The organism is Ruegeria sp. AM5 (assembly GCF_056540645.1).
On sequence record NZ_JBQFXC010000002.1, the window covers coordinates 440,085 to 455,146 of the forward strand.

A 15,062-nucleotide genomic window follows, 5' to 3' on the forward strand; every position below is an offset into this window, starting at 1 on the left:
CTCACATCACCTGCATATGCATGCGCATGGCCAGATTGCCCAGAATCCAAACTGTCCCGCCGATGATAATCAGCAGAACAAGTGTCGAGAACAGAACCAGGTCCAGATCCTCTCGGCTGCTGCGGCGGCGGTCGATGTGTAGAAAATAGATCAGTTGAACAACCAGTTGTGCCAACCCCAGAAGGCCTATGGTCATATAGACGCCTGGTGTTTCAATACCGAAATGATAGGCGATCACAAATACCACCAGCGTGAGCAGCAGTGACCCACCATAGCCAATCACGTAACGCCGCCGTTCGCGGTGATGCATCTCGGATCGTTTATCCATAGGCCAGCCCTCCGAAATACACGATGGTTATTATGCCGATCCAGATAAGATCGAGGAAATGCCAGAATAGCGCCAACCGCACCATACGCGACATCAGCAGATCGGTCAGCCCGAACATACGCAGCTGAATACCCAGCACGATTAGCCACAGACACCCGGCTGCAACATGCAAGCCGTGGAGCGGTACGAGACCATAGAAGGCCGACAAAAACCCGCTACGCTGTGGGATACCGCCTTGGGCTGCCATGTTCATGAAATCACGGATTTCCAAAACCAGAAAACTGAGCCCCAGCAACAGAGTCACTCCGAACCACAGCACGATCCGTGCCCGAGGCAGGTTGTATTTCAGCGCCAACATCGCCAGCCCGACGGTCAAACTGCTGGTCAGCAGAATGAGAGTCTGGGCAAAGATGCTTTTAAGGTCGAACAGCTCATGCGGGCCTAGACCGCCGGCCTGCGCGTCTATCATGGTGATATAGATCGCGAACATCAGGCCGAAATAGACCAGATCGCTCATCAGGAAGACCCAGAAGCCGAAAGTGACGACCTCGGTCGCCTTGTGGGCGCTGGCGTGGTCCTCGCCGAGGTTTATCCCCGGATAGCTGTGCTTGGGTGCGCGCCTCATGTCACGGCCTCCATATCCGGGCGGGCGAGGCCGCGATTTTCCGGTGTACTTTCATGATCGCGATCCACAGCGGCGGTGCTGTGGACCAGCGCCAACCACGCCTCGTGTTCTTTGCGGACCTCTTCGGCGGGGATGATGACCTCGGTGCTGGTGTCGAAACTCCAGATGATAATGGCGAGGATCATCGCGATGGTCATCAGTGCTGCCAGCCACCAGATCCACCAGACCAGAGAGAACATCCAGATGCCACTGAGCACGCAGAGGATAAACCCGATGCCGGTGTTGCGCGGCATCTCGATATCTTCGTAGGTCGCGGGTGCAGGATAGGCTTGTCCGCGCTCCTTAGCTGCAGCAAAGTCATCGCGGTCACTAACCTGCGGAATAATAGCGAAGTTGTAGGGCGGCGGCGGAGACGGGATCGACCATTCCAGCGTGCGCCCGTCCCAAGGATCACCGACCGGTGCGCGGGTCTGTTCTCGGTCGCGTATACTGACCCACAATTGGACCAGGATCGAAAGCAACCCGCAAGTAATCACCAGCGATCCTATGGCGGCGGTGATCATGTAGGGGTGAAAGCTGGGATCCTCCCAACTGAACGACCGGCGGGGCATGCCCATCAGACCAACGAAGTAGAGCGGCATGAAGGTCAGCAGAAACCCAACCGTCCAGCAGAAAACCGAAACGCGGCCCCAGAACTCGTTTAGACGGAACCCAAAGGCCTTGGGAAACCAGTAGTTATAGCCGGCTAGCAACCCGAACAGCACACCGGGTAGCAACGCGTTGTGGAAATGCGCAACCAGAAACAGCGTATTATGGACCTGATAGTCGACGGTTGGATTGGCAAGAACCACTCCGCTGAGGCCGCCGATGACGAACAACATCAAGAACGCAAGGCCATAAAGCATCGGGACCGAGAATCGAATGCGCCCACGGTACAGAGTCGCCATCCAGTCATAGACCTTAACCCCGGTCGGAATGGCGATCAGCATCGTGGCAATCCCGAACACCGCGTTGATCAGAGCGCTTTGCCCCATGGTGAAGAAATGATGCAACCAAACCGTGAAGGACATGACGGCAATCGACATTGTTGCGATGACCAGTGAGTTGTAACCATAGAGACGCTTGGCCGAAAAGGTGGCAAAGACCTCAGAATAGATTCCATATGCAGGCAGGACCAACAGGTAGACCTCGGGGTGGCCAAACAGCCAGAACAGGTTGGCATAGTTCATCATGTTGCCGCCAAGGTCATTGGTGAAGAAGTGAAAATCCAGATAGCGATCCGCGGCCAGCAGCAACGCGGCAACGCCTAGGGGCGGCATAGCAAAGATGATCAGGATCGAGCTGCAAATGATCGTCCAGCAATACATGGGCAACCGCATGAACTTCATCCCCGGCGCACGCAGCTTGTAGATCGTGACGGCAAAGTTGATGCCAGTCAGTGTTGTGCCCACGCCCGAGACCACGATGGCCCAGATCCAGTAATCCGGCCCAACGCCGGGATTGAACGCGGCCCCGGTATAGGGCGGATAGGCGGTCCAACCACCTGTTGAGAATTCGCCCACCACCAGCGAGACCATCAGCATCAGCCCGGCCGAGACGGTCAGACCAAGCCCGATCTGGTTCATCACCGGAAAGGCCACGTCGCGCGCGCCTATCATGAGCGGAATTATGTAATTAGCGACGCCAAAGACAAAAGGTACCGCGACGAAGAACACCATTATGGTGCCATGAGTGCTAAACAGTTCCGCGAAATGCTCGGGTTCCAGGAATCCGTCCCCCGGTCCCGCCGCCTGTTGGGCCCGCATCACCACGCCTTCCAAGACGCCCCGCGCCAGCATGACGATGGCGAAGACAATGTACATGATGCCGATCTTCTTGTGATCAGCGCTGGTCAGCCAATCGCGCCAGAGCGGACCCCACAACCGGAACCACGTCAGGATGCCAATCACTACCACTACGCCCACGATCACAATAGCAGCAGCAGCGTTTGCAATGATCTCATTTGCGCCAGGGTTCTGGATCAGTCCAGCGATGGGAAAGGCATCCCAGCTCAGGCGACCGAAGAAACCGGTCTCGGCATTTGTCATTGGCTTGCCTCCTGCCCGTATTCAGCCGTTCCGGGTTGCTGATCCAACTGCAGAGGCTCGCCGCTGTGATAACGACGCAGGATCGAATGGAATAGGTCGCCCTCTTCCAGCGTGAAATAAAGCGCATTCAGCGGCATGAGTTCGGTGCCCAATGCCGCCTGCACCTCATCCCGATCCGTACGCATCGCCAACGTCCGATAAGTGCTTTCGGTCAACGGTATGCCATGCGCTTTTACGCTGGCGACCCATGCCTGAAAATCCTCGGGCTGCATGGCTTGCGCCAGGAATTTCTGCTTTGTGAATCCTCGGCCATTATACTGTGTGTTCTCGCCTTGCATCGTTTCAGGCGAGTCTGCCACCAGGTGTAGCCGAGTCGTCATCCCCGGCATGGCATAGATTTGCCCCGCCAGCGCCGGGATCATGAACGACTGCATCACCGTGTCTGTGGTCAGCGTCATCGCAACTTGCTGTTTGATCGGTATGCCCAGTTCTCCCACCGTTGCGATGCCATGATCTGGATAGATGAACAGCCATTTCCAATCGAGGCCAACCACCTGCACATTTAGGGCAGGCTCTTCTCCAAAAGGGGCCGAATAAGGGTCAAGACGATGTGTCGCTTTCCAGAGATAGAAAGACAGGATCATCACGATCACGACCGGGACGCCCCACATCACAAATTCAAGCTTCGCCGAAAAATCCCAATGCGGCGTGTATGCAGCATTTCCACCCTTACGTCGGCGATAACGCAGGGCAATCAGCGGCACCAGAGCCAGAACCGGTATCACAGCGATCAGGATAAGAGCCGTCGCGCGCAAAAGGTGTGTCTTTTGCACCGCTGCAATCGGGCCTTGGGGGTCCATGAAGCTATCACTCGCCCCGGCAGACTCAGCCGTCAACAACAGAGCAACAAAGATCACCAAGGCTGGCACAGCGACTGAATGTATCCGAGACAAGGTCACACCTGATGATCCTCTTGCGGCGGGGTTTCCCGGCAACTATCGGCAGAGTCACGGATTTTCTCAAGAACTTTTCCAAAATCACCCTGCGGCGCCGCTGTTGACATGAGGTCAAGCGCGCGCGAGACCAATCATATGCGTTTGGTTCTTGCTATAGTCTCCCTGGTTTGTCTTGCCGCCCCCTCGGTAGCGCAAGATCGCGCTGAGGTTGAACGTCAGTTCCAGAACTGGCTGCACCAAGCCATATGGCCTCGGGCAAAAGCCAAGGGCGTTTCGAAACGCACGTTCCAAAGTGCCTTTGACGGGGTAACGCTAAACTGGGACCTTCCTGACCTGGTTCCGCCGGGCAGCCCCAAAAAGACACCCAAGCAACAACGGCAGGCCGAGTTCGGCTCACCTGGTCGATATTTCAATGCCGGATCAGTCCAGGGTGCCACCTCCGTCGGTCGCAAGATGGCTAGGCGCCACGCGGACACGCTATCACGTGTCGAGAAAGAAACCGGCGTACCTGCCCGTATCATACTGGCCATCTGGGGCCGCGAAAGCGGATACGGACAAGTCCCGATCCGCCATAATGCGTTTCAGGTGCTGGGCACCAAAGGGTTCATGAGCACACGGGCAGAGTATTTCACGGCTGAACTGATTGCTGCGCTACAGATCGCTGAATCCGGTCACGGCCAAGGCCACGCACTGAAAAGCAGTTGGGCGGGTGCCTTGGGGCAGCCTCAGTTCATGCCCACAAATTTTCTGACTTACGCGCGCGATGGCGATGGGGATGGCCGAACTGATATCTGGGGCTCAGCCTCGGACACGATTGCATCGATCGGCGCGTATCTTGACGAGCACGGATGGGTGACAGGCCGCGACTGGGGGTTCGAAGTTATCCTACCCACGACCGTTTCTTGCGCGTTGGAGGGCCCTGATCAGGGGCGGTTGATCCGCGATTGGGTCGCCATGGGCGTAAATCGCGTTTCCGGCAAACCTTTTCCGGCACATGAACTTGATGCCGAGGGCTATCTTATGATGCCTGCCGGTCGTAGCGGTCCGGCCTTTATCGTAACGCCCAATTTCTATGTCCTCAAAGACTATAACACCAGCGACCTTTATGCGCTGTTTGTGGGACATGTCGGTGATCGCATCCAATACGGAGTTGGCGATTTTCGGGGTCGTTGGGGCGATGTCGGCAATCTCTATCGTTCAGATGTCGCCAGCATGCAGCAGGTGCTTGTTCAACAGGGTCATGACGTCGGTGGCGTCGATGGCCTGCCCGGATACAAAACCCGACGCTCGATCGGGCGCTGGCAAGAGGCTTCTGGAAGCACATCAACCTGCTTCCCCGATGCCTCATTGAAGGCCGTTCTGAAGCCGTAGCAGCGTACTGATTCGCCATTTACGAGCATCACTGCGAACACATTCACCCACGGTGATATGTTGAGCTTCACGAAAATGTCACTGCCACGAAGCGTTTCAAAATAAAATTTTAACACCTCCGCCGGCTGCGGTTCTAATCAGCCTTTGTGGTCTTCACCCACCGCAAAACCCTTTACCTTTGCTTCAAAACTGACAGGTTCATGGGCAGTGAAAGATAGCTTTCGCATTCGGATCTCCGACATTGCCTGATGCATGAATGCCGAAATTATCGATCTTGGCACGATCTAGATCAAGGTAAAGTCCAGACAATTGCCGGAGACAAAATGGCAGACAAGCGCCCACCGCGAATGCGGTTTGGACGTTCGAAACCATACAAAATGGGAGTAAACACATGAACAAAATAATCAGAACCTCTTTGGCAGGACTGTTGTCCTCGACCATCATTACCGGTGCTGCAATTGCTGCCGGTACACATCCCGAAACCGGAGAAGCCCTGGCCGACGATCAGACCTTCACCTATCGGATTCTCGATGAACACAGCTCGGTCGACCCGCAAGTCGTAGAAGATGTGTCGGGTGCAGAAATTGTTCGCGATCTGTTTGAAGGCCTGATGAATCAGGATGAGGACGGTAACCTGGTTCCTGGTGTCGCCACCGAATTCTCGGTCAACGATACCAAGGACGTTTACACCTTTACCCTGCGCGATGAAGCGAAGTGGTCGAATGGTGATCCGGTGACCGCAGGTGACTTTGTGTATGCCTGGAAGCGCGCCGTCGATCCCGAACTGTCGTCGCCCTATGCGTGGTTCATGGAACTGATGTCGATCGAAAACGCTGCCGAGATCATCGCGGGCGAAAAACCGGTAAATGAGTTGGGTGTCAAAGCCATCGACGACAAAACGCTGGAAGTCCGCCTGAGCGCCCCCCTTCCCTATTTCCCGCAGATGACCACACATTCGACAACCTTCCCGGCACCGCAGAAAGTGATCGAAGAATTTGGTGACGCCTGGACCAAACCGGAAAACATCGTCTCGAACGGCGCTTATGTTCTGACCGAGCACCTGCCGCAGGAACGCTCGGTACGTGAGCGCAACACCGCCTATTGGGACAACGATAACACCATCATCGACAAGGTCGTGGCGCTGGTCATCAATGATGAAAACGTCGCCCTGACCCGCTATTTGGCTGGCGAACTGGACCGCACCGAAATTCCAGCCGGCCAGTACCCACGTCTGAAGGAAGAGCACCCCGTAGAAGCCATCAGCTTTCCACGCCTGTGCAATTATTATTACACCTTCAATCTGTCTGATGGTGGCCCCGAGGCTTTCAAGGACCCGAACGTCCGCCAAGCCCTGTCACTGGCCGTTGATCGTGCGATTATCACCGAAAAAGTGATGGCAGGCGGTCAGCCCGAAGCCTACACCTTCGCCCCCGAAGCAACCGCAGGCTTCACCGTACCGGCCGTTGAAATGGCATCCATGTCCCAAGCCGAACGCGACGAGTTGGCGAAGGAGCTTCTAGCAGAAGCAGGTTATGGGCCTGACAACCCTCTGAGCTTCCAGATGGTTTATAACACCGCGGAAAACCACAAGAAGGTCGCCGTTGCGCTGAGCCAGATGTGGAAGCAGAAGCTTGGCGTGAACGCCGAACTGGCAAATATGGAGTGGAAAGTCTTCCTCGAGGAGCGCGGCAACCAAAACTTTGAGCTGGCACGTGGTGCTTGGTGCGGAGACTACAACGAAGCGTCGACCTTCCTGGACCTGCTGCAGTCGGACTCGGGCTATAATGACGGCAAATATGCCAACACGCGCGTTGATGAGCTGTTGGCCGAGGCCAAAACCTCGGACGATCCGGCTCCGCTTTACACCGAAGTTGAACGCATCATCGCCCAAGAAACGCCTGTGATCCCGATCTATCACTACGCAGGCGTCTATATGATGGACAGCGATGTAGGCAACTGGCCGGTGAACAACGTCGAGCAGAACTGGTACTCGAAGAACCTCTACAAGCTCGCTGAATAATCGTCTTTGAACCACGCCCTGCCCCGGAAACATCCGGGGCAGGGCCAATAAACACGGGGGCATGAAATGCTTGCCTACAGTTTAAAGCGGCTGCTGGTCGCTATTCCGACGATCCTGTTATTGATCGTCGCCTGCTTTTTCCTCATGCACATCGCGCCTGGCGGGCCATTCACCTCGGAACGGCCATTGCCGCCGCAGGTTCTGGCCAATATCGAGGCGCGCTATGGATTGGACCAACCGTTGTGGAAACAGCTTTGGGACTATCTGTATAACATCGTGGTGCATTTCGATTTCGGACCGTCCTTCAAATTCAAGGATCGGGATGTGAACGACATCATCGCACAGGGTTTCCCGATTTCGCTGACCTATGGTTCGTTGTCTTTCCTGGTGGCAACTTCCGTTGGCGTCGCGCTGGGAATTGCCGCTGCAATCAAACACAATAGCTGGATTGATTACTTTGCGGTGGGTCTGGGTATTGCCGCTCAGGCGCTTCCTAACTTCATCATGGGGCCGATCCTGATCCTGACCTTTACCCTGTGGCTGGGGTGGCTGCCGGGTGGCGGCTGGCATGGCGGTCAATGGCAGTATCTGGTGATGCCGGTGATTGCGTTGGCGACCTCCTACATGGGATCGATCGCAAGGATTACGCGGTCATCGATGCTGGAGGTTCTGAACTCGAACTTCATTCGAACTGCACGGGCCAAGGGATTGCCGACAAGAACCGTGATCTGGCGCCATGCGCTTAAGCCGACATTGCTTCCCGTGGTCTCGTACCTCGGGCCGGTTTTTGTCTACGTTCTGACCGGTTCGGTTTTTGTCGACATCTATTTCTCAACCGGCGGTCTGGGGCAGGCCTATGTCGGCTCGGCTTTGTCTCGCGACTATGCTGTGCTGCTGGGGGTCACCATCCTTTACGGCGCGTTGACCGTGGTTGTGAATCTTCTGACCGACCTGGCTTATGCCTGGTTCGATCCGAAAATCCGTTACTGAGGGGCAGGCAATGCTTGGAAAATCACAAAAAGCCGCCCATCTGGCCGAGGAAATCACTGATTACACGGTCATTCAGGGGCGCTCGCTTTGGCAGGACGCACGGATACGTTTTGTCCGCAACAAGGCCGCTATGGCCAGCGTTTTCATTCTGGGTCTGATCGTGTTGTTCACGATTGTTGGCCCTTACTTCGCAGTCTGGAACAATGAAGAGATCGACTGGAACGTCATGGGGGACGTGCGCGGCATGGGTATGCCGTCCATGGAAACCGGACACTTTTTCGGCGTCGATGATCTGGGGCGCGACCTATACAGCCGTGTCATTCAGGCCACCACCACATCGCTGCTGGTCGGTTTGATCGGGGCCGCGACCGCTCTGATCGTCGGCACCTGCTATGGCATCACCGCTGGATATATTGGCGGGCGCACCGACAGTGCCATGATGCGGTTCGTGGACATCCTGCTTGCAATTCCGGCAACACTGATCATCATTTTGCTGCTTGTCGTGGCGGGAAGATCCTTTTTCATGCTGTTCATCGCCTTGGGCGCTGTTGGTTGGCTGACGATGGCACGGATTGTTCGGGGGCAAACCCTGACCCTCAAGAACCGCGAGTTTATCGAAGCCGCGCGCGCCGCCGGTGTCAGTGAGTTCACCATCATGTACCGACACATTCTGCCCAACCTGTTGGGCGTTGTGATCGTGTACGCTTCGCTGCTGGTGCCCGAGATGATCCTGACGGAAAGTTTCATCTCGTTCCTGGGCCTCGGGATCTCAGAACCCTACACATCGTTGGGCCGCCTGATCGCTGAAGGGGCTGGCACCATGGCGTATGGTACGCTATGGCAGCTGATGTTCCCTCTTACTTTTTATGTCGCCATCATCATCACCATGTTCTTCATCGGTGACGGGCTACGCGACGCTTTGGACCCGAAGGATCGCTGATATGAGTCTGTTTTCAGTCAAGGACCTGAGCGTCCGATTTGATACGCCCGATGGCGTGGTTGAGGCTGTAAAAGGCATCAGTTTCGACATTGATCCCGGCGAATGTCTGGGCATCGTCGGCGAAAGTGGCTCGGGCAAAAGCCAGACGTTCATGGCAGCGATGGGGCTATTGCCCACCGCTGGCCACGCGACCGGTTCCGCAATGCTGAATGGTCAGGAAATCCTGAATCTGCCCGTGAACAAAATCAACAAAATCCGAGGCTCTGACGTCGGCATGATCTTTCAGGATCCGCTGACCGCGCTGACCCCTCATCTGCGAGTTGGCCAGCAAATGCGCGAGGTGCTGCAAGTTCACGAGGGCTTGCAAGGCTCGGCTGCCCGCCAACGTTGCCTTGACTGGCTCAACCGCGTGCGCATTCCCGAAGCGGCACGACGTCTGGATCAGTATCCGCACGAGTTGTCTGGCGGCATGCGCCAGCGCGTGATGATTGCCATGTCGATGCTGTGTAATCCCAAACTGTTGATCGCGGATGAGCCGACTACTGCGTTGGATGTGACCGTTCAGGCCGACATTTTGGACCTGATGGTACGGTTGCAAAAGGATGAAGGTACGGCCATAGCTCTGATCACCCATGACATGGGTGTTGTCGCGCGCATGTGCGACAATATTCAAGTCATGCGTATGGGTGAGTTTGTGGAGGCCGGTGACACGCGCGAAGTCTTTCGTTCTCCTCAGCATGATTATACCCGCACGCTACTTGAGGCGATGCCGCGAATTGATGCGGGCGATGCTCCGAAAGCTCTTTCGCAGACGGAAGAACCGTTACTGAAAGTGGATGACGTCAAGGTGCATTTCCCGATCCATGTCTCGGGCGGCCTTTTTGGACATAAGGTGCCGCTGAAAGCCGTAGATGGCGTGAGTTTCGACATTCGAAAGGGCGAGACCCTGGGTGTTGTTGGAGAATCCGGCTGTGGCAAATCCACGCTGGCCCGGGCTGTGCTGCAATTGATCGAACCTAGCGCGGGTAATGTCAGCTGGCTGGGGCATCCGATCGTCGGGCTGAAACGGGCCGAGTTGAACAAGTACCGCAAGGACCTGCAGATCGTGTTTCAGGACCCGCTGGCGAGCCTTGATCCACGGATGACGATCTCGGCCTCGATCGCGGAACCGCTGAAAACCTATCGCCCGGATCTGACCGAGCGGGAACGCAAAGAGTTGGTCGCCGAGATGATGGAGCGTGTTGGCTTGAAGGCCAACATGATCAACCGATATCCGCACGAACTATCCGGGGGGCAAAACCAGCGTGTTGGAATCGCGCGTGCCATGATCAACAAACCAAAACTGATTATCTGTGACGAGGCAGTCTCTGCGCTGGATGTGTCCATTCAAGCCCAGATCGTAGGATTGTTGCGTGAACTGCAACAAGAGTTTGGCCTATCGATGATCTTCATCAGCCACGATTTGTCTGTGGTACGTGCGGTTTCGAACCGGATCATGGTTCTATATCTGGGCCGCATCGTTGAATTGGGCGATGGTGAAGTGATCTGCTCCGAACCGAAACATCCTTACACTCAGTCCCTGATCTCGGCGGTTCCGATCCCTGATCCGGATGTCGAGCGCAGCCGCCAAAGGCTTAAACTACCGGGAGAATTGCCTTCTCCCATGGATCCGAAAGCAGCTTTGCGCTTTTTGCCCAGCAGATTGTCTATGGGTGAGACCGACTATGTACCTCAACTCAGTGAGATTGCCCCGGATCACTTCGTCGCCGAACACGATCCGCTTGAGGCGATTATGGCCAATGCATAAGCTTACGCGCCCGATCCGATCTATCGGGCGCGTCTTAAACTTCATAGAACAAGTGATTAGTGGATTAGTTCCTTGATCCCGCATTCGGTCGTGTTTCGTTTTGACTCTGCCCTTAAGTTAATGGCAGATTCCAGCAAACCCGTACCAGACCAGCCGGGTGTGATTGATTGGTAGGATTTTAGATTATATGTGGGGGCTCCGGCATCACCGAGAGTCGTCGGCAATATATAGAATTAGTGAGGTAATATGGTACGCAAAGTCACCAAGGCGATATTTCCCGTAGCGGGAATGGGCACTCGGTTTCTTCCGGCGACAAAGTCGGTGCCAAAGGAAATCATGACATTGGTTGATCGTCCGCTGGTCCAATATGCCATCGACGAAGCGCGTGCGGCCGGGATCACTGAATTCATCTTCGTGACATCGCGCGGAAAATCAGCGCTTGAGGATTATTTCGATCACAATCTGGTGCTGGAACAAGACCTCAAATCCAAGGGCAAAGACGAACTGCTTGAAGTATTGAACGCAACCAATATGGAAAGCGGAGCGATTGCCTATATCCGTCAACACAAGGCTTTGGGATTGGGGCATGCGGTCTGGTGCGCCCGTCGACTGATCGGGGATGAACCCTTTGCCGTGATGCTGCCCGACGATGTGATTGCCGCCGACAAACCCTGCCTACAGCAGATGGTCGAAGCCTATGAGGAAACCGGCGGCAACATGGTCGCCGCGATGGAAGTTCCCAACGAAAAAACCAGCTCCTACGGTATTCTGGATACCGGCCAGATTGTTGGAACGGTTGTCCGTGCCAAAGGAATGGTGGAAAAACCGAGACCAGAGAACGCGCCATCCAATCTTGCGGTGATCGGTCGTTACATCTTGGGTCCTTCGGTTCTGTACAATCTGAACCAGAAAAAGAAGGGAAGTGGTGGCGAAATCCAACTGACCGACGCAATTGCTGAGGATATTGGCAATGGTGTCCCTGTCTTTGGCTACAAGTTTGACGGACAGCGGTTCGATTGTGGTTCAAAGGCTGGCTTTCTACAGGCAACGGTCTCGTTCGCGTTGGCCCGCGATGATCTGCGCGACGACTTAAACCAATATCTGCATGAAGTCGTGGCCTCTGAACGGGCCGCACAATAGGCCTAGCCGTGTCAGCCATTCTGTATTCAATTCAGTAATTTTAGCTTTATAGTTCAGAAGGGGCAGACATTATGAGCACAGTCTATCCTGTAATTCTATGTGGCGGGTCAGGTGCTCGGCTTTGGCCGTTGTCGCGTAAAAGCTACCCTAAACAATTTGTTCCGCTGATCGGTGAAACCAGCCTGCTGCAGCAATGTGCCGAGCGGTTGAAAGGCCCGACCGATACGCCTTACGCCAAACCTCTGATCCTGACCAACGAGGCTTTCCGCTTTGTTGTCCCTGAACAGTTGATGGCCATAGGAATCGATCCGGGGCCGATCTTGATCGAACCCGAAGGACACAATACAGCACCTGCGGTGCTGGTCGCTGCCCTGCACCTTTCATCCATTGATCCCGACGGGATGATGCTGGTAGCCGCGTCGGATCACGTCATTCCAGACAGTGCGGCCTTTCACGAGGCCGTCACCGAAGGTGTCCGAACAATAGTCGAGCGTGGAGATCTGGTGACGTTTGGGATCACACCCGACCGACCCGAAACCGGGTATGGCTACCTTAAGCTCGCCCAAGCACCGGACTCGTCGGGCGCTTCTGTGCAACTTGACCGGTTCGTTGAAAAACCCGATCTTGAAAACGCCAGGGCAATGGTGGCTGAAGGGAGTTATCTTTGGAACTCGGGCATCTTTTTATTCGCGGTCAGAGATATCCTTGAGGCGTTCGACCAGCATGCACATGATCTAATTGCGCCCGTTCAGAAGGCGGTTGAGCATGCGCAGTGTGATCTGGGCTTCCTGCGGTTAGATCCCGAGGCCTGGGCGACGGTTCAAGACATCTCTATCGACTATGCGGTTATGGAGAAGGCCGACAATCTCAGCGTTGTCCCTTATGCCGCCGGGTGGTCAGACGTGGGCAGCTGGTCTGCCGTACAAGAGCTGAGCAACCCCGATCCAGACGGCGTTGCAACTGCCGGTGAAGTGACCGCCATAGATTGTCGCAACGTGCTTGTGCGTTCTGAATCGCCCGCGCTAGAAGTTGTTGCAATGGGGTTAGAGAACGTAATCACCGTGGCTATGCCTGACGCGGTTTTAGTCGCCAGCATGGACCGGACGCAAGACGTCAAGCAGGCCGTCGCAGCATTGAAGGCAAAAGGCGCCAAGCAGGCGGTAGCATTGCCCGTTGATCATCGCCCTTGGGGATGGTTCGAAAGCCTCGTCATCGGCGATCGGTTTCAGGTCAAACGCATTCACGTCCATCCCGGCGCTTCGCTGAGCTTGCAATCGCATCACCATCGGTCCGAGCATTGGATTGTCGTGGAAGGCACCGCCGAGGTGACTATTGACGACAAGGTACAGCTCGTGTCTGAGAATGAATCCGTCTATGTGCCGCTCGGGGCCGTGCACCGGATGGTAAACCCAGGCAAAGTGCCAATGGTTCTTATCGAGGTGCAGACCGGGACCTATTTGGGTGAAGATGACATTATTCGCTACGAAGATGTCTACGCGCGTGACTGAGATCTGATTTCAAGAACTGATCCAAGTTTGGGGCATCTGCAAGTCAGATGTCTCCATATATCTGAGACCAAATCTTAAAAATTCGAAACCTGGGCGTTCGGCTGGGTCAGGCGGGATTTACGCACATCACGGCAGTGTGGCGCGCAATCATCATCGGACCGACACCACAGGAGGATGCCCATGCCACAGAACTCTCCCCGTCTAAATCTGCCCTATCTGCAACCCGCGCAGGCCCAAAAACATGTGACCCATAACGAAGCGCTGCGTGCGCTAGATCTGGTGGTGCAGCTAAGCGTTGCGTCCGTTAACGCGACGATCCCACCAGCTGCTCCTGATCAGGGTGAAACCTATGCATTGGGCACGTCTCCGACCGGGGCATGGTCCGGACAGGATGGAAAACTGGCGGCTTGGTTGAACAACGGGTGGCATTTCTTGACGCCCGACATGGGCTGGCGGGCTTGGGATCAAAATGCAGGGCTGTTGAAAGTCTGGGACGGGTCGGCGTGGATCGACCCGCCGGTCAATACACAGAACCTTTCCGGGATCGGCATCGCAACCGGATCAGACAGCACAAACCGTCTGGCCGTACGTAGCCCTGCCACCTTGTTGACGCATGAGGGCGCTGGCCACCAACTCAAGATCAACAAGGCTGGTGCCGGTGATACTGCCTCGCTGCTGTTTCAATCGAACTGGACCGGCCATGCCGAAATGGGCCTATCCGGCGATACAAATTTTTCAATCAAGGTCTCGCAGGATGGCGGAAGCTGGGTCGATGCTTTGCGGTTTGACGCCACAACCGGAACAGCCAGCGGAGCGGCTGTGCAAAGCAGCGCCGATGACACCACCTCGGGTCGCCTGATGCGGGCAGATTACGGGTACGGACCGGGCAATGTGCTGGGCACCGTATCCGAAAGCAGCGGTGTACCCAGCGGAGCGGTGATCGAGAGGGGCAGCAATGCAAATGGTGACTACACGCGCTTTGCTGACGGAACCCAGATTTGCACCGCCGTTCTAAGTGCGGTGGCCTGCACGACCGCAACTGGTAGTATGTTCGCCAGCGGTACCGCCAATTGGGATTTCCCTATTGCCTTTGCTGACAGCAGTTCTCCCGCTCTCAGCGGGAACGGCGGCGGTATTGGCCGATTTATGGGGTTTGACGCACCTTCAGAAACTCAAGCGACGTATCAGGTGATGGCTCCATCCTTGGACGCTACCAGTATAGCGCCAACAGTGATCGCAGTCGGACGTTGGTACTGAATAAAGACCGTTCGGGCCATCGCCCGGACGGTT

12 protein-coding genes are annotated in these 15,062 nt (G+C 55.6%); 8 read left to right on the plus strand and 4 right to left on the minus strand.

What is annotated here, in order from left to right:
* Position 1: 1 nt before the first annotated feature.
* Genes ACR0AH_RS07905 through ACR0AH_RS07920 form a run of 4 tightly spaced genes read right to left on the minus strand, consistent with a single transcriptional unit; the run spans position 2 to position 3,900 of the window.
* Entirely contained in the window at positions 2-328 is a 327-nt protein-coding gene (locus ACR0AH_RS07905; RefSeq protein WP_255612219.1) for a cytochrome o ubiquinol oxidase subunit IV, read from the minus strand.
* Positions 321-953, minus strand: coding sequence for a cytochrome c oxidase subunit 3 (locus tag ACR0AH_RS07910; protein WP_480591191.1), 633 nt, complete (start codon positions 951-953; stop codon positions 321-323). Before ACR0AH_RS07910 ends, ACR0AH_RS07905 begins: the two co-directional genes overlap by 8 nt.
* A complete protein-coding gene (locus ACR0AH_RS07915) occupies positions 950-3,040 on the minus strand; it encodes a cbb3-type cytochrome c oxidase subunit I (RefSeq protein ID WP_480591193.1) in 2,091 nt (696 codons plus the stop codon). Before ACR0AH_RS07915 ends, ACR0AH_RS07910 begins: the two co-directional genes overlap by 4 nt.
* Positions 3,037-3,900: a cytochrome ubiquinol oxidase subunit II gene (locus tag ACR0AH_RS07920; protein ID WP_480591195.1), complete on the minus strand. Its 864-nt coding sequence runs from the start codon at positions 3,898-3,900 to the stop codon at positions 3,037-3,039. Before ACR0AH_RS07920 ends, ACR0AH_RS07915 begins: the two co-directional genes overlap by 4 nt.
* 231 nt (positions 3,901-4,131) lie before the next feature.
* On the opposite strand from ACR0AH_RS07920, the gene ACR0AH_RS07925 reads away from it, so the two are divergent.
* The 8 genes from ACR0AH_RS07925 (at position 4,132) to ACR0AH_RS07960 (ending at position 15,029) form a co-directional block, all read left to right on the plus strand.
* Complete coding sequence (locus ACR0AH_RS07925) at positions 4,132-5,367, plus strand: lytic murein transglycosylase (protein ID WP_480591197.1); 1,236 nt, start codon at positions 4,132-4,134, stop codon at positions 5,365-5,367.
* A 391-nt stretch (positions 5,368-5,758) separates the two neighbouring features.
* A complete protein-coding gene (locus tag ACR0AH_RS07930) occupies positions 5,759-7,387 on the plus strand; it encodes a peptide ABC transporter substrate-binding protein (protein WP_480591199.1) in 1,629 nt (542 codons plus the stop codon).
* A 66-nt stretch (positions 7,388-7,453) separates the two neighbouring features.
* Positions 7,454-8,377, plus strand: coding sequence for an oligopeptide ABC transporter permease OppB (gene oppB / locus ACR0AH_RS07935; protein ID WP_170422826.1), 924 nt, complete (start codon positions 7,454-7,456; stop codon positions 8,375-8,377).
* Between the two features lie 10 nt (positions 8,378-8,387).
* Positions 8,388-9,317 (plus strand): ABC transporter permease subunit, encoded by a 930-nt coding sequence (locus tag ACR0AH_RS07940; protein WP_170732730.1) that lies wholly within the window; start codon positions 8,388-8,390, stop codon positions 9,315-9,317.
* Between the two features lies 1 nt (position 9,318).
* Entirely contained in the window at positions 9,319-11,124 is a 1,806-nt protein-coding gene (locus ACR0AH_RS07945) for an ABC transporter ATP-binding protein (protein WP_480591201.1), read from the plus strand.
* 246 nt (positions 11,125-11,370) lie between these two features.
* On the plus strand, positions 11,371-12,264 hold the full coding sequence (galU, locus tag ACR0AH_RS07950) for a UTP--glucose-1-phosphate uridylyltransferase GalU (RefSeq protein WP_480591203.1): 894 nt from the start codon (positions 11,371-11,373) through the stop codon (positions 12,262-12,264).
* Positions 12,265-12,335: 71 nt separating this feature from the next.
* On the plus strand, positions 12,336-13,772 hold the full coding sequence (locus tag ACR0AH_RS07955) for a mannose-1-phosphate guanylyltransferase/mannose-6-phosphate isomerase (RefSeq protein ID WP_480591205.1): 1,437 nt from the start codon (positions 12,336-12,338) through the stop codon (positions 13,770-13,772).
* A gap of 180 nt (positions 13,773-13,952) precedes the next feature.
* Positions 13,953-15,029, plus strand: a complete 1,077-nt coding sequence (locus ACR0AH_RS07960; RefSeq protein WP_480591207.1) for a DUF2793 domain-containing protein — start codon at positions 13,953-13,955, stop codon at positions 15,027-15,029.
* Positions 15,030-15,062: the final 33 nt, after the last annotated feature.